Below are 20,202 nucleotides of genomic sequence, written 5' to 3' on the forward strand. Positions count from 1 at the left end.
CTCCCTTATAAAAAATAAAAAAGCCAGATCCATAAATTGGACCTGACTTAATAGGTTAGAGAAAAAAATTAATTTTTCACTACTTTCCTACGCTGGTATAATCCAGTTCAGGTCCAAAGGGTTAAAAAACTAATTTGTTTTTCTCTCAGCCCTGTAACGGGCACCCCTAGTAGTTTATGAATTTAATAATTTCATCCTATACCTAATTATGTTGAAAGGCAACATTAATGTTTTAGAATTTAATTTGTAATAGGTGGAAATAATCTCCTGCTGCCCGTTTGATTTTTTCTTCATGAACTTTTGGATAAACAACAATAAAACAGGTTGAGGGGCCGGAAGATTTGTCCACATCTAATTTAGTAACCAGATTTTCTTTTATGAAGACTGTTTTAGAAAATAGTTGCTTGATTTCGTATAAGATTCCTTTAGATCCCACCGGTAAAACGACGATTTCTTCCATACTGCTAATCTCTTGAAATATGGACAATGGCGCCACATCAGCCTGTTGTTGTACTACTTCATTACCAATTAGAGGCATCCCAATAACAGCAACTCGTATAGAATCTGAAAAGAATAATTGGGTTGGTAAACCCTTTATTTTTTTCCCAATCACGATGATCCCGACAGCTGACTGATTTAGGGAAAAATTACTCTCAGTACTTCCCGAAATGGAAACTTCGTTCAAACCAAGTTCTTTTAATCCCTTTTGAACACCTTTGACGAGTTCCTCCCAAGGTTCATTGCCGCAAAAGTTGTGAAGCACCACAGAAATTGGTTCCCCACCACCGGCAATACACTCCATGGCGGCAACACGAAATGAATAATAGGCAACTGTTTCATAGGATACTTTTACGAGGTCTGCATCCTTCATTCCAACTGCTCCACTATTATCACTGGCAATAATGAGAGTTTCTCCTTCACTTAAAGGGATGGTGACAAAATCCCTCATCGGTTTAGCCCCTCTTTTTGCACAGTAGTTTTAAATAGACCAGAAAGCCTTGGAATCAACACGAGTCCAATCACCACATTGATGATGGAGCCAGCCAATAATGATGGAACTATCATTAAATAAAAACTTTTACTCATTAAATAGATGAAGGGCAGCGGTGCAGCAAACGTGTTACCGAGAACAAAAAGAATGCTGGCTGCGATTCTGTTTTTTTTATATAAAACGCCGAACATCCAAACAAGTAAGGCCATTTCACCTGCAATCAAAAGATGCATCGGTCCGAGCGGAAAACCGCCAAACATCGCCGAAAGTAAATGACCAAACGCAGCAGCAATCGCTCCAGCCCGTCCGCCGAGCAGAGCAGCAGCGAGCAGTGCCGGAAAAACATCCAATGCAACACTGTCAACAAACGCAGGTATCTTGATAGAAGCGCCGACCACAGATAATGCAGTGAACAGAGCTAGCCAGCTTACCATTTTTCCATCGAAACTATTTTTCATCCGAACGTTTCCCGCCTCTGAACACTTTCGCACTTCTAACGTATTCCACATCTTTTACCTTGAGCCGATAGTTAACAACCCTTGACAAGGCAAAGAAATAGTCTGATAGACGGTTTAAGTATTGAAGGGCCAGTTCAGGAGCTTTCGAGTCTGCCTTAACTAGTTTTACCACCAAGCGTTCTGCTCTTCTTGTCACGGTTCTCGCGATATGAATCGAAGCAGCTGGTTTTGTCCCTCCTGGTAAAATAAACCTTTCTAATTCTGGAGCTTCTTCTATATAGTCATCGATTTTCTTTTCCAAATAATCAATTGATTCTTTTTGCAGCTTCATTTCACGTTTCTCAGAAACATTGGCCAAGTCTCCGCCGCAATCGAATAATTCGTGCTGAATGGTTTCAAGGTCGGCTAGCACATCCGCAAAAAGTTCTGAATCCAGCTCTTGAATCGCCTGGCCAACAAAGCAATTGACCTCATCAACGGTTCCGTATGCTTCCACTCTTGTGTCATCTTTATCAACTCTACCGCCAATAATACTTGTTTTTCCTTTATCACCTGTTCTTGTATAAATTCTCATTCTTGCATTCCTCCACCCTTTATTGTTTGATTTAATCCATACCAAATGACGTCGACTCTGTCGGCACTTGCAGCAATATCTTGATAGGCCCATCCCGTAAGGTCGCGCCAAAGTCTGTTTTCTTTTTCCATCGGAACAATTCCTTTTGTGATATCTGTTCCAATTACGGCTAGTTTTCGATGTTTCTTTGCTTTTTCCCATGAAAGCCAATGGTTTAAGGAGCCTTTCCAAATTTCGCGGCATTTGCTAGGTTCATATTCTTTCATTAACTCTTTTACCCACATTTCCATTCCTTCAAGAACGAGCACTTCCCCTGATTGATCTTCAAGTTCATACGGGAATAGCTCGTTTTGATAGGCGGATTTCCATTGCTCTTTTACTTGAATTTGATACGTTTTTCTTACCCACCCCCTTTTTCCATTAAAGGCACCGCCTGTAATAAAGTGCATCGCTCACCCCTCCTTAACGCTTCTCGGTTAAAGATTAATTCGAATCCCTGATGATGGGGGGATTGCCACTCCCAAAATTCTTTCTCTTCTGGTGCATACTTAGTCAAGAGATGACGAATGACACCACCATGGGTAACCACCGCACAGCTTTGTAAGTTTTTCAGAAAAATTTCATCCCTCATCTTTCTCCAGCCGGCTTGAATCCTTGCTTGAAACTGCTGAAACGATTCCCCTTTAGGCGGGCAAAACAGAAATGGGTCTGACAGCCATTGCAGATAAAACTGGTCTTCTTTCAAATCATCGTACGTTTTTCCATCCCATTCACCAAAATTTATTTCTCTTAGTTCTTTTAAAAGCTTGGGACTAGAACCCGGAAAAAATATCTTCGCAGTTTCTAAACATCTATGTAAGTCACTGGAAAAATAACCTTCAAAGATACGATGAACCGGTGTTTTCATTTCTTCCAGACATAAAGGAGAATCTTTCCATCCTAAATAAGCTTTTCGTTTATTTGCTTCTGTCAGGCCATGGCGAAATAATGCAATAACCACACGGTCATCCATAAGATTAATTCCGTCCCTTCTACAGATGCTCCCAGTACATCCCCTGTGATGCCGCCGAACCAATTCAGTGCATTACGACGGCAAAGCAGATAACATCCGGCAGCAACCAACAACAAGATTGCGACCAAAAAGAAATTTTCATCCAAAAATAAAACCAAAGTTGCAAAAAGGATGATTAACACTAGATAGATTGATACCGACTTTGGAGACACAGCACTTTGAAACATCGCAGCAAGTCCTTCCTTTTTGGCAGATGGAACTGTAACAAGCAAAACCCCCATCACAATCTTGCTAAAAAAAGGAATCGCCGCAATCAAAATGTAAGGAGTAGTGTCGGTTATTTCATAAATATAAAGAAACCGGCAGCTGAGTAAAACAATAACCGAGAGAACCCCAAATGCTCCCGTTCTCGGATCCTTCATAATTTCCAGCCTTTTTTCCTGATTGCCATAGGAAAAATAAGCATCGCTTGCATCGATCCAACCATCCAGGTGGATACCGCCTGTTAAAAGAATCGTCATCAGCCACAGTAAAAAAGCAGCAGCTAGATGGGAAAGAGGTGTAAATTCTGTTAGTAAATAGTAAAGACCGGCATAGATAATCCCTTGAAACAACCCTATAAGCGGGAAGGCTTGAACCGTCTTTCCAAGATGTTCAGAATCCATTGGCAGCTCTCTTCGAATCGGCACCGCTGTAAAAAACTGAAGGCCAATGAAAAAACCAGTTAAAAACTTCATTCCTTTGGACTCCATTTTTCGATGATCTCTTTTAAAAGCTCCCACTTGAGATGACGTTTCATCTCAGAAGCAAGGGTATCAAATCGTTCACCTTTAAACTCTTGGATTTTTCTAGTCTCCTGCGGTGGCAGCCCTTTCTGTATCCGAATGAGGTTTAACCAACGATTTCTCCATTCGTCATTATGAAAAAGATGGTGGAGATACGATCCGATTATTTGACCGTGGTTTTGAAAATAACCTTCTTCTTTTCCATCTTCTAGTCTTAAAAAGGAACAACCATTTTTCTTAATAAAGGTGTTTCCTAAATGGATTTCATACCCTTCCAATCCATGGGTTTTAGGGAAGCCCGTATTTTCGTGATAGGATGCCCGTGCTCTTGTCGTTTCTTTCTCATGAAAAAAAATCGTTTTTCCCGGAATTAAACCTATCCCTTGAACCATCCTGTTCACGATTCCTGTATCCGTTCCTGCCTCATCAACAATTTCTTCACCGAGTATTTGGTATCCGCCGCAAATTCCAACTGTAAAGCCGCCAGATTCAAAATGGTTTTTAATTTTTACATCCAGCCCTTGTTCTCTCAAAAACTTCAAATCTTGAATGGTACTTTTCGTTCCTGGAATGATGACGGCATCCGGGGCACCAAACTCATCACCTTTCCTCACCCAGCGAATCGAAACATCTTCTTCATATAAAAAGGGCTCCAAATCACTATAATTCGAAATAAACGGGAGATGGATAACGGCGACATCAAGATTCCCTTGTTTTTGATTTGCAAATTGCCCGGCAATGGAAAGTGAATCTTCGCCATCAATCATATGATGGTCGATATAGGGCAAAACCCCTAAAACTGGAATTCCCGTCTTTTCTTCAAGCCACTGAATCCCATCTTCAAATAGGGTAATGTCCCCGCGAAATTTATTGATAATAAGCCCGGCAACATGTTTTCTTTCTTCCGGATCCAATAGTTCAAGCGTACCCACGATACTGGCAAATACACCGCCACGATCGATGTCGGCAACAAGAATAACTGGCACATCCGCTAGAGCAGCCACTTTCATATTGACTAGCTCCCGATCCTTTAAATTTATTTCAACCGGACTGCCCGCTCCCTCAATGACAACCATTTCAAATTCTTTTGACAGCTGGTGAAAGGATTCCTGAATCACTTCTAACCCTTTTTCATAAAATTGTTCACGGTATTCACGTCCGGAAAAGGTTTCGATGGCTTTGCCTAAATAGACCACTTCCGAATCCTGGTGGGAGCGCGGCTTTAACAGGATTGGATTCATCCAAACGGTTGCCTCCGTTCTGGCAGCTTCCGCTTGGATCCCCTGTGCTCTGCCAATTTCCTTTCCATCGACGGTTACATATGAGTTATTGGACATATTTTGCGATTTAAACGGGGCAATCTTCACACCTTCATTTGATAGTATTCGGCATAAGGCCGTAACCACCAAACTTTTGCCCACATCTGACGCTGTTCCCTGGATCATGATTCCTTTCATCATTTCACTCCTTTCATTAAGATGGGGATGCCTGCTTCAACCAAGTACGCCTCATCCGCGGCTTCAACCAACTGCCGGTGGATGATTCCCAGCAATCTGCCATATGTCATGACAATCTCCTTTTCGTATAATGGCTCGTAAACTACTTCATTGCTGACAACAATCATCGTTTTCGCATGATTGTTTATCGCCGCAATCCCATTGAGAATTCGTTTCTTCACTGATTCCAAAAAGGTCTGATCCCATGATTTTTCTGAAGAAAACAGCTCATTATTCAATAGTGTTGTCACGCAATCAAGCAGGACAATATCCTGCCTCGTGAATTTCTCTGCATGCTTGCCAATCTCAATAGGCTGCTCAACCGTATTCCACTCATATTGACCTGCTTCGCGGTCATGTTGATGTTTGGCGATTCGCTCGCTCATTTCCTCGTCTGATAGTACACCCGTAGCGAAGTAAATAAGATTTCCTCCTGTTTCACCTGCTATTTCCAATGCCTTTTTCTCAGCAAAACTGCTTTTGCCGCTCCTAACGCCTCCAGTTATAAAGATAAGGGATGGAGCTGCCGCCATTTCACTAACACCTCCAGCAGTCGGTCATTTTCCTCACTGCCTTTAATGGCAAAACGAAGCCAACTCCCCTCCAGTCCTGGAAAATTAAATGTATGCCGGGGAATCAGACCATTGTGAAGAAGAAATTCAAAGAGCTCCATTTGATCTTTTAAATATGGATCTCGCATTAAATAAAAATTAACGTCAGAAGGTGTGACCATAAAGTTTTGGTTTTGAAAAAAATTGAATAGTCTCTTTCGTTCTTGAAAAATATAATTCTGCGTTTCTTTTAAAAACCCTTCCTCTTGTAAACAAAGTTCACCCGCTAATAAGGCAATGGCATTCGTGCTCCAATGCGACTGCAGCTCGGTAAGGTCTTGAATAACAGAAGGCTCAGCCACTAAATACCCTAGACGAATTCCTGGTATCGCAAACATTTTTGTCATGGAGCGGATGATGATTAAATTTGAATATTGATTTATGTAGGGTAAAAAGGAATGATAATCTACAAGAAAATCATAAAATGCTTCATCCAAAATGACGGAACAATTTTGCTGCTCACATTCATCCATGATCGAAAGAATGGTTGAAGCAGGATATTGTATCCCTGTTGGATTGTTTGGGTTACAAATAAACAGGGCAGTTGCCCCTATTAGACTTGACTGTAAATCTGCTAAATCTAATTCAAATTCCGGCCCATGCAATTGATGATAGACAATTTCACACTGGTTGACCCGGCAGTTTTTTTCATATTCAGAAAAAGCAGGCTGGATGATAACAATTTTTTTACCTGAGAACTTCCGAGCTGCTAAGGCGATTAACTCTGCACCGCCATTCCCAATTAAGATGGATTCCACCGGGATTTGTTCTTTCTTGGCAATCCTTTCCTTCAGCCCACTGGCAAAAGGATCTGGATAAACATGAATTTCTTGATAAAAGTCCATCCATTTTTCTTTTAGCGAAGGAGGCGGTCCTAGAGGATTAATGTTTGCACTATAATCCACATATTCCTTTGGAAGTGTAAGCCCCATTGCCTCATATAAATAGCGTGGATTAGATCCATGTGCCGGCCAATTCAATGATAATCCCACCAGTCCATAATAATAATAAAAATAAAAATACCGTTTTCCCTAGAATACTATTCGCCTTCGGGATATGCTCTGCTTTTATCGGTGAAAGCGAATCCCCCATTTTTGCCCGGTTTGATACGATTCCTTTGTAATAGTTAATCCCACCGAGTTGAATACCTAAAATGGCCGCAACTGCTGCTTCACCCCAGCCGCTGTTTGGACTTGGATGTTTTTTCGCGTCGCGGAACAAGATCGACCAGGCATGACGATACCCAATTTTTTCAGGACGATTTCCTAAAAGCATCATAAAGCCTGTCAGCCTGCTGGGAATCCAGTTCATCACATCATCCCACTTTGCTGATGCCCAGCCAAATTCTTTATAACGTTCGTTTAGATGCCCTACCATTGAATCGCAAGTATTCGCTGCCCGGTAAACCATTGCCAAAGGTGCCCCGCCAATTAGTGCCCAAAATAACGGTGCTGTTACCCCGTCACTTGTATTTTCGGCAACGGTTTCGATTGCGCCGCGGGCAATTTCCCCCTCTTCCAAGGAATCGGTGTCCCTGCCAACAATATAAGATAGTTTTCTTCTAGCTTCACCCAGTGTTCCAGCCTTCAATGGTTGATAAACCTCAAGGGCTGCTTCCCTCAAGCTTCTTTGCGCAATGGTGGTCGAAATGAGGATGGCCTCAAGGATTATCCCAACAATCGGGTGAATCTGATAACCTATGAAAACGATCATGAAAACAGGAACAAAGACAAGGAGCAAAACACAGATAAGCATCAAAACCCCTTTTGTTTTTTTCGATTCACCATGATTCCAGCGCTTTTCAATGGATGAAATCAACCCTCCAATCCAGCGAACAGGATGAGGCCAATTGGGCGGATCCCCTACAAGTAAATCAATTATGAAAGCAATAGTGATAGAGATTAAATGATGAAGAATCACGATTTTTTCCTCTTTTGTGATTTTTGAATAGCTTCCGTTGTGCAATGATAAACCGCATTACTAATTAGTTTTCCTAAAGGAGTAATCGAGCCGGCATATTCAAGCATATTACCTGTTTGGGTTGCAGCAATTAAGATACTGTCGGTCGAGGTTCCAGTCGCAATCGTTCCTGTTACAGAATCGATTACGTTTAAATCGTGGATGGCCTTCACTTTTGCCTCGGTTGCCGTCATGATACTTTGAATAAACGCTTCCTCTGTCAGCTCTCCATTGACAAAAATCCAGGTATTAATCGTACCTGGCACAGCTTCAAAGGAATGCATTTCACTTTTTGATGCATCAACGGCATTTCCAACACCCGCCGTTACCGCAACGAATAAGGAAAAGTCACTTTCTTCAACCTTTCGATACACCAAATCCTCTAAGAAAACAGCCGTCATCATTCCAACCGTTTCAGAAGGCTCAAAACCATTTACTTTTAAAAAGGAAGACATTTCGGATCGATGGTCACTGCAATTATAAGTTTTATCAACATGCCGGTTCACAAAGGTTTGATGCCAGCCTGTGCCCGAACCAATCACACCGGAAGACATCGTCCGGAGTGGTGCTGGGGCATTTAGCATAATAAACTCCTTCGTAACCGATAACATTGATTCATCTACAATTAAAAGGGATCCTTCTTTATTTCCTTCTGGCAACAAGCACATTTGCGGTGCGGCTACTTTCGGATGGGGATGCTTTTGGATTTCTGTATGGTACACGTCCCTAATTCTTTCTTCTCTTAAAACTTCATTGGGAACATGATTGATATTAATTGTCCCTTTTTGGAGCAAGAGTAAGCGGTCGCAGTATAACCCGGCAAGGTTTAAATCATGAAAAATAGAAATGACGGTTAATCCTTTTTCTCTCGTCCACTGTTTTAATAAGTCGAGTAATTCTTTTTGATAGGATAAATCTAAGTGGTTCGTAGGTTCATCTAAAAGAAGAATTTTGGGCTCTTGCGCCAATGCCTGTGCTAAAAATACCCGTTGTTTTTCCCCGCCGGATAACTCCTGAATATTTTTATTTTGCATATCGATAACCCCTGTTTGGTCCATGACCCTTTGAACAATCTCTTCATCTTCTATTGACCATGTTTGAAACCAGCCCTTTTGATGGGCATACCGGCCGAGGGAGACCGTATCCTTAACAGTATAAGAAAAAGAATCTGAGGTATGCTGTGAAAGAACGGCAATCATTTGTGCAAGTTGTTTGGGGCCGTACTCCGTAAGCCTTTTTCCTTTAATTAAAATTTCACCATGTTGAATCGGAAGGATGCCGCTTAGCATTTTAAGAAGCGTCGTCTTCCCACTTCCATTTGGCCCTAAAATCCCGAATAATTCCCCTTTTTCTACTTCAAATGAAACATCTTTAACGACGTTTTCACCTGAGTATCCACCTGAAACATGTTGAACGGTAAGCATTCGTTAACCACTTCTTTCCTTCCTTTTTCTCTGCATGAGAATGAGAGCAAACACCGGTGCACCGATTAACGCCGTAATCACACCAATTGGCAATTCAGTAGGAGAAATAATTGTTCGTGATACAAGGTCTGCTAATATTAAAAAACCGCATCCAGATAAAATCGATAGCGGAAGAAGATGCTTATGGTCCGGTCCCCATAATAATCTTGATAGATGGGGAATGACCAGGCCGACAAAACCGATCGTTCCTGAAACAGCCACTGCGGCTCCGGTTAAAATCGATCCAGCTGTTAAGATGATTAATTTTCTTCGTAGAACATTTACTCCTAAATGTTGTGCCCTCTCCTCGCCAAACGACATTGCATTTAATTCTTTGGAATTGAAGATTAGGATGACAGCACCAATTATAAAAAACGGCAAAATAAGCTTTATGTATTCCCAACCTCTCATCGAGACACTGCCTAACAGCCAGCCAATGATTTCGCGGAGCTCATCACCTGTTAGAGCGATCATCAGTGAGATGAGGGCTCCTAAAAACGAACTAAAAATAATCCCCGTTAAAATAATGGTTTCAACTCTCATCGAGCGGTCAATCTTCCGCGCAAACATCAGCACTAAAAAAATCGTTAAAAAAGAAAATAGAATGCTTAGGACTGGTAATGTAAAGGCTCCTAAAACAGGAAGCGAAAATCGAAAAAATAAGGTCAAGACTGCTCCCACTGACGCTCCAGAAGATACTCCTAATGTATAAGGATCGGCTAACGGGTTTCGAAGCAGCCCTTGAAAGGCAGCACCGCTAATGGCAAGTGCTGCGCCCACAAGACCTGACAGGATTACCCTTGGAAGACGAATGTTCATGACAATACTTTGATACATCGGATCCACTTGTTCAGAAAAATGAATTCCGAGAATATTCGAACAAATGATTTTCATAATCGTAAGAATGGGAACGGAAACCGTCCCCATCGAAATTCCAAATAAAACGGCAAAAACAAGAAATATTCCTGCCATAAAATAGGCGAAAAATTTATTATTTAAAAACTTCCGGATAGATGGCCTTTGCAAGATCCTCTACTCCTTCAACAATCCTAGGACCTGGACGGTTTACTTTATCGGCATTAACATCTAGAACTTGTTTGTTTTTCACGGCATTGACATTTTCCCAGCCTTTTTGGTTTAACACTTTTGCAGCTGGATTTTTCACATAGTATCCGTATGTAGTCACGATTACATCAGGATTGCGTTTGACCATGGCTTCTTCATCAATTTTCACCCAGCCATTTTGATCGTGTGCAATATTATCCGCTTTAATCATGGATAACATTTCATCCATAAAGGTATTTTTTCCAGCGGTATAAATTTCTGGTGCAGGTGATACTTCCACTAGTACCTTTTTCTCTCCTTTTACTTCTTTTGCCTTTGCTTGAATAACGGCAAGTTTATCTTTCATCCCTTTGATGATTTCGCCGGCTTTTTCTGCTTCTCCGGTAGCTTTCCCAATTGTGTCAATGGTATTATACACTTGCTCAAAATGATCAGCATTTTTCACTACAAAAACCTTGATACCGGCATCTCTTAGCTGTTGAAGCGCCGCTTTCTCAATACTTGCAGCGGATTCATGCGCTAATACTAAATTCGGCTTTAAAGAGATGATTTTTTCTACATTTATCTCTTGCCCGCCAACTTTCACTTTTTTCGATACTTCTGCTGGGTAGTTATCGTAATCGGATACTCCCACCACTTCTTTTCCTAGGCCCAAGGCAAATGCAATCTCTGTATTACTTGGGATTAATGAGACAATCCTTTCGGGCTTCTTATCAATGACAACCTTATCTCCTAAAGCATCTTTAATTGTAACCGGAAAAGCAGCTTGTTCTGAGCTTTTTACAACTCCCGCTTTCTTTTCCTCTTTCCCTTGATCTTGTTTTCCAGCACAACCTGCTAACGCACCTATAATTAGCATGACCGCTAACAATAGTGAATACCATTTTTTCACGTTTTTTCCCCCTATTTTTGATTGATATGATTGCTTGATCAAAAAAATATTTGCACCATACAAAAAAACATCTCCACATAATCAATGGAGATGTTGGTTCGATTAGATTCAGTTACTCATATGAAAGTAAAAGGAGTCTAGCGTTCCACACCTCCCTATCCTCGTAGGTTTCCGGGCGCATTTAAATAGGCAGGTTTCCTGGCTCATGTTCATCGCTTCCTATGTCTTCCCATCTATATTGACAGTGACATTCTATAGGTTGCTCCCATTTACAGTGGCGGGACCGCGTTGGTTTTACACCAAACTTCCCTTTTAAGCTAAAAATCTCGAAAAAAATTTCAGCACCTATTTTTAAAATATTTTTTATGACAGTTTCATTATATCGGAAAAGAAAATACTTTGTACATGTTTTTAGAAAAATTTCCGTTCAAAGTAAAAAATTCCTACTAGTCATTGTGTTCAATTGAAAATCTGATTATCTTAGATCGTTCGTACGAATGTCAGGAAGATAGACCTTCCTTAACGGCAGCCCTAAAGAAAGTGCTTGCTGTTCTAATAATGTTTCGCGAACACCATGGGCACTTGTCCTTTGTGTATCCTCAGAAATGGTCGTTAATAATGAATCAATTTCCCAATCACCAGAACGAATCAAACGATCTAAAGCAAGTGTAGAGTCCTTTCCACCGCTAAATGATACATTCCTCCTTTGGCGGCAGAGTAATTGATGAAAGCTTTTTAAAGGAGCTGCCTCAAGAAGTTGACCCTTGCGGAGAGTTTGGAGAGTTTCATACTTTCGTATTTGATGGGCCATTATTTAAGAAACAAATAGAGTTTGAATTATCAAAAGAAGTCACAAATACTATAGATCATCATACAAATACAAATCGTTTTTGTTTTATTGATCTTATTCCTAAAAATGAGTAAAAAGCTAAACAATAGGCAAGATGTTTGCCTATTGTTTAGCTTTAAACGATCTTTATTATTCAAATGTTCTGCAAAGATTGGCCATTTCAATCGCTGCTGTTGCTGCATCCCAGCCTTTGTTCCCTGCTTTTGTTCCGGCACGTTCGATTGCTTGCTCAATGGATTCAGTTGTTAAAACACCAAACATCACAGGAATGCCTGTTTTCAAAGTAATCGCAGAAACACCTTTTGATACTTCATTGCACACATAATCAAAGTGCGGTGTGGAGCCGCGAATAACCGTACCTAGGGTAATAACGGCATCGTATTTTTTGCTTTCCGCCATTTTTTGTGCAATTAATGGGATTTCAAATGCCCCCGGTACCCAGGCAACATCGACGTCCGTTTCATTTACACCATGTCTTTTTAGTGCATCCTGGGCCCCACCCAATAATTTACTTGTAATGAATTCATTAAAACGGCCTACTACGATTCCTACTCGTAATCCTGATCCAACTAAATTGCCTTCAAAAATATGTCCCATGCTACTTCCTCCATTTGTTTCCTTATTATTTTTTCTTCCTTAGTAATGTAAAAGATGCCCCAATTTGTCGTGCTTTGTTCGAAGGTAGTTCTCATTTTCTTTTCTCATTTCCATTTGGAGCGGAACACGCTCGACAACCTCAATGTCATATCCTTTTAAACCTTTAATTTTTCTAGGGTTGTTGGTTAATAAACGCATTTGTTTTACTCCGAGATCCTTCAAAATTTGCGCACCAATCCCGTATTCTCTTAGATCTGCTCCAAAACCTAGCTTTTCATTTGCTTCAACGGTATCGTAGCCCTCTTCCTGAAGTTTATAAGCTCTGAGTTTATTCAATAAACCAATACCGCGGCCTTCCTGACGCATGTATAGAAGGATGCCATAGCCTTCTTTTTCTATTTGACTTAAGGCAGCATGAAGCTGTGGTCCGCAATCACAGCGATAGGATCCAAAAACATCCCCTGTTAAACACTCGGAATGAACCCTAACAAGAATCGGCTTTTCAGGGTCAATTTCCCCTTTTACTAATGCCACATGCTCTTTATTATCAACAAGATTGGAATAACCGACCGCTTTAAAGGTTCCAAATTCGGTTGGCAGGTTAATTTCCACTTCACGTTTAACAAGTTGGTCTTTTTTATTGCGGTATTCAATCAAGTCTTTTATCGTAATCAGTTTTACATTTAACCCGCCAGCGATTTTTTTTAATTGAGGGACGCGTGCCATTGTGCCGTCCTCATTCATAATCTCACAAATCACACCTGCCGGCATTGCCCCACATAATTTTGCTAAATCTACTGCCGCTTCCGTATGGCCTGTTCTTCTTAAAACCCCGCCTTTTTTAGCGACTAACGGGAAAACATGCCCAGGTCTTTTAAAATCTGAAGGCTTGGATTCTGGATCAAGCATACTCAAAACCGTTGCGGAGCGCTCAAATGCAGAAATTCCTGTTGTTGAAAATTTATGGTCGATACTTACAGTAAAAGCTGTTCCATGTGAATCTGTATTAACCGATACCATCGGGAACAAATCAAGTTTTTGTGCTATTTCCTCTTCGACTGGCACACAGATTAATCCTCTTCCATGGGTCGCCATTAAATTAATCACATCTGGTGTCGCTTTCTCGGCCAAGGCGATGAAGTCACCCTCATTTTCTCTGTCCTCATCATCACAGACAATGACAACTTTTCCTTGTTTTAAATCTTCTAAAGCCTCTTCAATGGTATTAAACATCTTTTATCACTCCTTTCTATTATTTAGGCAAATCCGTTATCAGCTAAAAATTGGGCTGTTATTCCTGATGCACCTTTGTTCCCTTGATCACTCGTTATGCCAGTTATAAAATGGCCCACATATTTTCCAATCATATCGCATTCTAAATTGACAAGATCACCTGAACCCTTTAGACCTAAAATCGTTTCAGACAATGTATGGGGAATGAGTGAAATCGTAAAGGTATCCTCTGACTTGCCAAAAACGGTAAGGCTAGTCCCATCAACCGCAACCGAACCTTTTAAAATAATGTAGTTTAACATCTCTTGTTTCGCTTCAATCTCATAATAAACCGCATTTTCAAAAGCCTTTTTACTTTTAATTACCCCGGTTCCGTCAATATGCCCGGATACGAAATGACCGCCAAATCTCCCTCCGGCAGCCATCGCCCTTTCCAGATTCACCTTGGAACCGCGCTTGACTGAATTTAAACTGGTTGCCTTCACTGTTTCCGGCATTACATCTACAGTAAACTGTTTCCCGGTAAAGGAAGTGACGGTTAAGCATACCCCATTAACAGCAATACTGTCCCCAAGATGGACATCATCAAGTATTTTCTTTGCTTCAATGGTAAGGACGAAAGATTCTCCCGTTCGTTGAATATTTGAAACCAAACCAATTTCTTCAATAATTCCGGTAAACATAGTGTACTCCTCACTTAGGTTCTGCAATAATGCGGATATCATTGCCAATACGATCCACTTCTTTAATTTTTAAAGAAACAATCTCTTCCATTGTTTCAAAGCCTTCACCGCCAAAAGAAGCTGGAGCTAATTTGCCGCCGATTAGTTTCGGTGCAATATAGGTTATCACTTGTTGAAATGCGCGTTCCTTTAAAAAGCTTCCATGCACCTCCGCACCGCCTTCAACGAATAATGAAGTAATGCCCATTTCTCCTATTACTTTTAACATTTCGCGGATGTTTATTTGTCCCTCCGGCAATTTAATCAACTTTACCCCTAAATCTTGGTATACTCTTTCCCTCTTCGAATCGGTACCCGAACCTGTAATAATCCATGTCGGTGCTAGACCATCTGTTACGACGTTTGCATCAACAGGTGTTCTGAGACCAGTATCAAGGATAATCCGAATCGGATTTTTCCCGCCTGAAGGCAGCCTTGTTGTCAAGCTGGGATTATCCTTAATGACGGTATTGACTCCTACTAAAATGGCGTCATGCTGATGCCGGAGTTCATGGACGTCCTGCCTTGCTTCCTCTCCGGTAATCCATTTGCTTGCACCTGTTACTGTAGCCGTTTTCCCGTCCAGGCTGATGGCGGATTTTAACGTAACGTACGGCAAACCAGTACTGATATTGTAGAAAAAGACCTTATTCAGCTCACGGGCCTCTTCTTGAAGCAGCCCAACCTCTACCTCAATCCCGGCCTTTCTTATTCTTTCAATACCTTTGCCTGCGACCTGAGGATTGGGGTCAGTGGTCGCAACAAACACTTTCTTAATTCCTGTACGAATGACTAAATCCGAGCAGGGCGGTGTTTTACCATAATGGCTGCAGGGCTCGAGGGTGACATACATGGTTGCATCCTTTACTTTTTCACCCGCCATTTGAATCGCATGGACCTCCGCATGGGGCTGTCCTGCTTTTAAATGGGCACCCATACCAACGATTTGATGGTCCTTTACCACTACTGCTCCAACTACTGGATTAGGGGCAGTCTGTCCCAATGTACTTTTTGCTAAATTCACGGCTAAGTTCATGTAGTCTGTATCGTTCATTTTGGTGGTTCTCCTTTTATCAGAACATAAAAAGACCCTGAAAAAAAATCTTCAGGGTCCTAATAAAGGCAATAGGAAATCAAGGCTTAAAAATAGGTTTTTTTTACCCAATTTCTAATCCCAATATTTTTTCCTTCTCCCATCCAGACTTTAACTGTCGGCCCTGGAGTTTCACCAGATCCACCGTTTAACAAATGTTAACCGGGTCACGGACTAAGAAGCGAATGCTTCATCACCGCCGGTTAGGAATTTCACCTGACCCCGAAGGAACTATTTAATTTTATAATATTGTAAGTATAACGAATTTAATCCAGAAAGGGAAATGATTTGTTCGTTATTTTTGAGAAATTTTCGACTTTCCTTTTTTCACTATAATTTTTCTAATACTTTCTCACCGGAAGATAAATATCAAAAATCAACTTACCTGCAATATTGTCAGTCTTATGTTCCTCTTTATAAATTTCTAAGGTTAATGCCTGATGGTCTTGTTCATAGCCATAATCTTTCATCCATGAAAAAATCTTCCGGTATGTATTTTCAACCTCTTCTGCTTTCCCTTTATGGGTCGTATATACATAATTTTTACGTGGAATCGTAAAACCTACCATACCTTCCGGAACCTCCGTTATTTCTTGCACCGGTGCGGTAACAAAATACGTGAACTCCGTTTCTCTGCTGTGGAAAGGCGCAATTAAGACAGGTTCATTCGTTTTATTTTGTACTTCACGAAGTCGTTCTTCCATCACTGTAAATAGACTTGGAATCGTCTTTGTTTGTGAATAGGTTCCATTCCAGGCAATTCCAACTACCTTTAATTCCTCTTTTTCTACTACTTTTACTTCCAAGTTAACTCCCCCTTTTACAAACATCCTATTTTTATAATTCTGAATTTAGTACTGAAATTCCTGCCTAAAATCCAAACAAAAAAGTAGCCAATACTTAAATTTGCTACTTTTTAAAAATTATTTCAAAATACTAGTAAAAACTTGAATAATATTCCATCTACGTGTGACAAAATGACTAGAAAGAACCCAAGCAAATGGTTTAATCGCTGTTGATAGGCAATGCGGTGGTAAATTTTATCTCTCTTAAAGATAAGCTTGTTTGGATCCGATTTACACCAGGAAGTAAATTTAACTTCCGAATAAATTTCTCTAGTTCCTCGCGATTCCGATTGGCAACTTTTAAAAGATAATCATATTCCCCTGTCAAGCAATGACATTCCAGAATTTCCGGCATCAAATTCATTGCACTCTCTAAATATTCGAGTTGTTCCTTTTGGTGAATATTTGTACTCACAAAAATAAAACAAAGTAAATCAAATCCAAGCTTCCTAGAATTTAAAACCGCTATCTGACGATCGATAAATCCTTCATTCTCCAAGCGCTTTACTCTGGCATGAGTCGCAGGGGGTGAAAGATTCACCCTTCTTGCAAGTTCTACATTACTTAGTTGTGCTTCCTTCTGCAGTAATTCCAAGATTTTTAGATCAAGTGTATCTAAGGATTTATTCCATTCTGCCCCATCCAACATATCCTTCCTCATCCCTTTTGCCGAATATTTGATTGTTTACCATCATTTTAGCACACAACTAATTAATAATAATTCGTTTTTTATTCATTATACTTTTAATCATTCGTAATTTATCCATATTAACAAAATAAATCGTAATAAATTAATTGTTTTTGTTAGTATTATTAATATAAAATAATTGAAAAGGGGCAAATCCTAATGCCAATCTTTTATGTTCTTATATTGCTTCTTACCAGTTTTTTATGGGGAGGAAATTTTGTTTTTGGTAAATTTCTTGTGGGTCATGCATCACCGATGACTATCACAACCCTACGGTGGTTGATCGCCATCCTTGTCCTTTTACCGATTGTTTTAAAACAGGAAAAAAAACTGATTCCTCCAAAGACATCCCTTATCCCATTACTATTTATGGGGTTAACAGGGGTTGTTTTTTTCAACCTTTTTCAATTCTTAGCGCTTGAAAAAACCACCGCAACAAATGTAGGTTTGATTTCCACCTTAAACCCAATTTCGATTTCGATTTTTTCTGCCCTTTTGCTAAAGGAAAAACTAAAGACATTGCAAATATTTTCAATGGGAGTCTCCTTTTTAGGAGTATTGATGGTATTGTCGAAGGGAGAAATCTCACATTTATTTTCCCTACATTTTAATATTGGGGATTTGTGGATGGTTGCAGCCGTAATCATTTGGGGGCTTTATTCGATTTGTAGTAAATGGGTGATGAAGAAAATGCCACCAATACTGGCAACATTCTATTCTGGAGTGTTTGGAGTAGTAATCTTGATTCCATTCAATCTATCTAGCTTCCAAATTTCTAATTTCAATTCAAGCTTCCTTTGGGCCATTCTATATACGGGCGTGATTTCAACCGTTGTTTGTATGGTACTATGGAATATTGGGGTTCTTAAAGTCGGGGCAACGAATTCAGGAATCTTTTTAAATTTTAACCCCATTTTTACATCCATCCTTGCCTTTTTCTTTTTAGGAGAAAGGATGACTTGGACAGAACTTGTCGGCAGCATCATTGTTATTAGTGGATGTTTCTTGTTTTCATGGTTTGGTTCAAGCAAAAACAGGAGGAGACGACGGAAATCCACAAAAGCGAATCTTAAATTTGGTGCCTAAATAAATGCTTGTAAATCCAATTGGAATGTAGAATAGATTACTAGTCATGGTCCCGATAGCAATCATCATTGCTGTTACAGACGTTTTACTTTCCAGTTTTGCATGTTTACTTTCCAGTTCCAACAGAATACTTTCTACTTATTCGTTTTTACTTTCCGCTTCACTTAAGTACCAATAAAATATTCAAAAAACCAGGCAATCTGCCTGGTTTTTCTATCCAACTTTACCACTTTTCTTCTTATTTTTTCGTATTTTTTGTGTTACTTTCCACTTTAAGCAAAATACTTTCCGGTTTGATTGGTTTACTTTCCAGTTCCCGCAAAATACTTTCCACTTAAACTAGGTTATTTTCCACTTGCAGCTTACTAAATTACTAGCTTACTTAACACCTTGTGGAATGGCCAAATTCAATCCTTTTGCAATCCGTTCACCATATTCAGGATCTGCCTTGTAAAAATTCTGGATGGCGCGAAGTTTGATATCGTCTCTTTCAACCGGCTTCATTGCCTCTACGATATTATCAACAAGCCGCGTCCTCTCCTCTTTATCCATTAAACGATACAAATCGCCTGCCTGTGTATAGTGGTCATTGTGATCATAGGCAACACTTGCTGCGTTTCCGGCTACTGGGAAAGGTGTTTGCCTTGAATCGGGTACTTCTTTCGGACCCCCGAAACTATTCGGTTCATAATAAACAGATCCGCCGCCATTGCCATCAAATCGCATGGCGCCGTCCCGCTGATAATTATTGGCTTCCACCCTAGGTCGATTGATTGGCAGCAAATTATGGTTTGGACCTACACGATAGCGGTGAGCATCAGCATAAGCAAAAATCCTTCCTTGAAGCATCTTATCCGGTGAAGCTTCGACACCCGGTACCATGTTTCCAGGTGAGAAGGCCGCCTGCTCTACTTCAGCAAAATAGTTTTCCGGATTACGGTTTAAGACCATCCTCCCTGCTTCAACTAATGGGTAATCTTTATGTGACCAAACTTTGGTTACATCAAATGGATCAAAACGGTACGTATCTGCATCCTCAAGCGGCATAATTTGCACATATAATTTCCAAGCAGGGAAATCCCCTTTTTCAATCGCGTTGAATAAATCTTCTGTATGATAGTCAGGATTTTCACCTGCTAGTTTAGCTGCCACTTCATTGGACATGTTTTTAACACCTTGTTCGGCCTTAAAGTGATATTTCACCCAAACCGCTTCTCCTGCAGCATTCACCCATTTAAAGGTATGGCTGCCATAGCCGTTCATATGGCGGAGTGTCGCAGGAATCCCCCTATCTCCCATTAAGTAGGTTACTTGGTGGAGCGATTCTGGTGATAAGGACCAAAAATCCCAAATCGCTGTTGGATTTTTCAAATGCGTTTTAGGATCCCGCTTTTGTGTATGAATAAATCAGGAAACTTTATGGCATCCCGGATAAAGAAAATCGGTGTATTGTTCCCTACAATATCATAGTTTCCTTCCTCTGTATAAAATTTCACGGCGAAACCGCGCGGATCACGTACAGTATCTGCTGAGCCTAATTCTCCGGCTACCGTTGAGAATCGAATAAATAGAGGCGTTTGCTTCCCGACTCCATTGAAAACCTTTGCCTTCGTATACTTTGATAGATCATTTGTCACTTCAAAATAGCCATGTGCTCCGGCACCTTCCGCATGAACAACCCGCTCCGGCACCCGTTCGCGGTTAAAATGGGCCAATTTTTCAAGCAAATGTACATCTTGAATTAATGTCGGACCTCGACTTCCTGCTGTCATTGAATTTTGA

Annotated in this window: 22 protein-coding genes, 1 pseudogene and 3 riboswitches; of the genes and pseudogenes, 2 read left to right on the plus strand and 21 right to left on the minus strand. The window is 40.5% G+C overall.

All coding sequences use genetic code 11. The features are described from left to right. Positions 1 to 67: 67 nt before the first annotated feature. A riboswitch (TPP riboswitch) is annotated at positions 68 to 178 on the minus strand. Between the two features lie 54 nt (positions 179 to 232). The 14 genes from J2Y67_RS20970 to J2Y67_RS21035 form a co-directional block, all read right to left on the minus strand. Then, positions 233 to 949: an ATP-binding protein gene (locus J2Y67_RS20970; RefSeq protein ID WP_310177210.1), complete on the minus strand. Its 717-nt coding sequence runs from the start codon at positions 947 to 949 to the stop codon at positions 233 to 235. Further along, positions 946 to 1,449, minus strand: coding sequence for an ECF transporter S component (locus J2Y67_RS20975; protein ID WP_310177212.1), 504 nt, complete (start codon positions 1,447 to 1,449; stop codon positions 946 to 948). The genes J2Y67_RS20970 and J2Y67_RS20975 overlap by 4 nt, the downstream gene beginning before the upstream one ends. Further along, positions 1,439 to 2,023: a cob(I)yrinic acid a,c-diamide adenosyltransferase gene (locus J2Y67_RS20980; protein ID WP_310177214.1), complete on the minus strand. Its 585-nt coding sequence runs from the start codon at positions 2,021 to 2,023 to the stop codon at positions 1,439 to 1,441. The genes J2Y67_RS20975 and J2Y67_RS20980 overlap by 11 nt, the downstream gene beginning before the upstream one ends. Continuing rightward, positions 2,020 to 2,472, minus strand: a complete 453-nt coding sequence (locus tag J2Y67_RS20985; protein WP_310177216.1) for a bifunctional adenosylcobinamide kinase/adenosylcobinamide-phosphate guanylyltransferase — start codon at positions 2,470 to 2,472, stop codon at positions 2,020 to 2,022. The genes J2Y67_RS20980 and J2Y67_RS20985 overlap by 4 nt, the downstream gene beginning before the upstream one ends. Continuing rightward, on the minus strand, positions 2,424 to 3,035 hold the full coding sequence (locus tag J2Y67_RS20990) for a histidine phosphatase family protein (RefSeq protein ID WP_310177217.1): 612 nt from the start codon (positions 3,033 to 3,035) through the stop codon (positions 2,424 to 2,426). Before J2Y67_RS20990 ends, J2Y67_RS20985 begins: the two co-directional genes overlap by 49 nt. Further along, positions 2,993 to 3,772 carry an adenosylcobinamide-GDP ribazoletransferase gene (gene cobS / locus J2Y67_RS20995; protein ID WP_310177219.1) on the minus strand — a complete coding sequence of 260 codons (780 nt, stop codon included), beginning with the start codon at positions 3,770 to 3,772 and terminating at the stop codon, positions 2,993 to 2,995. The genes J2Y67_RS20990 and cobS overlap by 43 nt, the downstream gene beginning before the upstream one ends. Beyond that, a complete protein-coding gene (locus J2Y67_RS21000) occupies positions 3,769 to 5,277 on the minus strand; it encodes a cobyric acid synthase (protein ID WP_310177221.1) in 1,509 nt (502 codons plus the stop codon). Before J2Y67_RS21000 ends, cobS begins: the two co-directional genes overlap by 4 nt. Next, positions 5,277 to 5,849 carry a bifunctional adenosylcobinamide kinase/adenosylcobinamide-phosphate guanylyltransferase gene (locus J2Y67_RS21005; protein WP_310177223.1) on the minus strand — a complete coding sequence of 191 codons (573 nt, stop codon included), beginning with the start codon at positions 5,847 to 5,849 and terminating at the stop codon, positions 5,277 to 5,279. Before J2Y67_RS21005 ends, J2Y67_RS21000 begins: the two co-directional genes overlap by 1 nt. Next, on the minus strand, positions 5,819 to 6,907 hold the full coding sequence (gene cobD, locus J2Y67_RS21010; protein WP_310177224.1) for a threonine-phosphate decarboxylase CobD: 1,089 nt from the start codon (positions 6,905 to 6,907) through the stop codon (positions 5,819 to 5,821). Before cobD ends, J2Y67_RS21005 begins: the two co-directional genes overlap by 31 nt. After that, complete coding sequence (gene cbiB, locus J2Y67_RS21015) at positions 6,882 to 7,847, minus strand: adenosylcobinamide-phosphate synthase CbiB (protein ID WP_310177227.1); 966 nt, start codon at positions 7,845 to 7,847, stop codon at positions 6,882 to 6,884. Before cbiB ends, cobD begins: the two co-directional genes overlap by 26 nt. Further along, entirely contained in the window at positions 7,844 to 9,310 is a 1,467-nt protein-coding gene (locus J2Y67_RS21020; protein WP_310177228.1) for an adenosylcobinamide amidohydrolase, read from the minus strand. Before J2Y67_RS21020 ends, cbiB begins: the two co-directional genes overlap by 4 nt. 3 nt (positions 9,311 to 9,313) lie before the next feature. Continuing rightward, positions 9,314 to 10,321 carry a FecCD family ABC transporter permease gene (locus tag J2Y67_RS21025; RefSeq protein WP_396954114.1) on the minus strand — a complete coding sequence of 336 codons (1,008 nt, stop codon included), beginning with the start codon at positions 10,319 to 10,321 and terminating at the stop codon, positions 9,314 to 9,316. A 19-nt stretch (positions 10,322 to 10,340) separates the two neighbouring features. Next, entirely contained in the window at positions 10,341 to 11,306 is a 966-nt protein-coding gene (locus J2Y67_RS21030) for an ABC transporter substrate-binding protein (protein WP_310177232.1), read from the minus strand. Between the two features lie 171 nt (positions 11,307 to 11,477). Next, positions 11,478 to 11,670, minus strand: a riboswitch (cobalamin riboswitch). Positions 11,671 to 11,781: 111 nt separating this feature from the next. Then, positions 11,782 to 12,117, minus strand: coding sequence for a Dph6-related ATP pyrophosphatase (locus tag J2Y67_RS21035; RefSeq protein WP_310177234.1), 336 nt, complete (start codon positions 12,115 to 12,117; stop codon positions 11,782 to 11,784). Between J2Y67_RS21035 and J2Y67_RS21040 the strand changes: the two genes are divergently transcribed. Then, the gene (locus J2Y67_RS21040; RefSeq protein WP_310177299.1) at positions 12,051 to 12,230 is read left to right on the plus strand and encodes a Dph6-related ATP pyrophosphatase; all 180 of its coding nucleotides are present in this window, start codon (positions 12,051 to 12,053) and stop codon (positions 12,228 to 12,230) included. The two genes, J2Y67_RS21035 and J2Y67_RS21040, sit on opposite strands and share 67 nt — an antisense overlap. Before the next feature lie 55 nt (positions 12,231 to 12,285). Here J2Y67_RS21040 and ribH read toward each other — a convergent pair whose 3' ends face one another. The 6 genes from ribH to J2Y67_RS21070 all read right to left on the minus strand — a co-directional run bounded on the left by ribH (position 12,286) and on the right by J2Y67_RS21070 (position 17,295). Then, the gene (gene ribH, locus J2Y67_RS21045) at positions 12,286 to 12,753 is read right to left on the minus strand and encodes a 6,7-dimethyl-8-ribityllumazine synthase (protein WP_310177235.1); all 468 of its coding nucleotides are present in this window, start codon (positions 12,751 to 12,753) and stop codon (positions 12,286 to 12,288) included. 39 nt (positions 12,754 to 12,792) lie between these two features. After that, entirely contained in the window at positions 12,793 to 13,986 is a 1,194-nt protein-coding gene (locus J2Y67_RS21050) for a bifunctional 3,4-dihydroxy-2-butanone-4-phosphate synthase/GTP cyclohydrolase II (protein ID WP_310177237.1), read from the minus strand. 23 nt (positions 13,987 to 14,009) lie between these two features. Further along, the gene (ribE, locus tag J2Y67_RS21055; RefSeq protein ID WP_310177239.1) at positions 14,010 to 14,669 is read right to left on the minus strand and encodes a riboflavin synthase; all 660 of its coding nucleotides are present in this window, start codon (positions 14,667 to 14,669) and stop codon (positions 14,010 to 14,012) included. A 10-nt stretch (positions 14,670 to 14,679) separates the two neighbouring features. Then, positions 14,680 to 15,762, minus strand: coding sequence for a bifunctional diaminohydroxyphosphoribosylaminopyrimidine deaminase/5-amino-6-(5-phosphoribosylamino)uracil reductase RibD (gene ribD, locus J2Y67_RS21060; RefSeq protein WP_310177242.1), 1,083 nt, complete (start codon positions 15,760 to 15,762; stop codon positions 14,680 to 14,682). A gap of 127 nt (positions 15,763 to 15,889) precedes the next feature. Continuing rightward, positions 15,890 to 16,035, minus strand: a riboswitch (FMN riboswitch). Positions 16,036 to 16,142: 107 nt separating this feature from the next. After that, entirely contained in the window at positions 16,143 to 16,607 is a 465-nt protein-coding gene (locus J2Y67_RS21065; protein WP_310177244.1) for a GyrI-like domain-containing protein, read from the minus strand. A gap of 199 nt (positions 16,608 to 16,806) precedes the next feature. After that, positions 16,807 to 17,295, minus strand: coding sequence for an Lrp/AsnC family transcriptional regulator (locus J2Y67_RS21070; protein ID WP_310177245.1), 489 nt, complete (start codon positions 17,293 to 17,295; stop codon positions 16,807 to 16,809). Positions 17,296 to 17,493: 198 nt separating this feature from the next. On the opposite strand from J2Y67_RS21070, the gene J2Y67_RS21075 reads away from it, so the two are divergent. Further along, on the plus strand, positions 17,494 to 18,420 hold the full coding sequence (locus tag J2Y67_RS21075) for a DMT family transporter (RefSeq protein WP_310177247.1): 927 nt from the start codon (positions 17,494 to 17,496) through the stop codon (positions 18,418 to 18,420). 378 nt (positions 18,421 to 18,798) lie between these two features. Here J2Y67_RS21075 and katA read toward each other — a convergent pair. Continuing rightward, positions 18,799 to 20,192 (minus strand): annotated as a pseudogene (katA, locus tag J2Y67_RS21080) (catalase KatA). Positions 20,193 to 20,202 lie beyond the last annotated feature (10 nt).

Source organism: Neobacillus niacini (genome assembly GCF_031456445.1).
GTDB classification, from domain to species: Bacteria; Bacillota; Bacilli; order Bacillales; family Cytobacillaceae; genus Neobacillus; species Neobacillus niacini_I.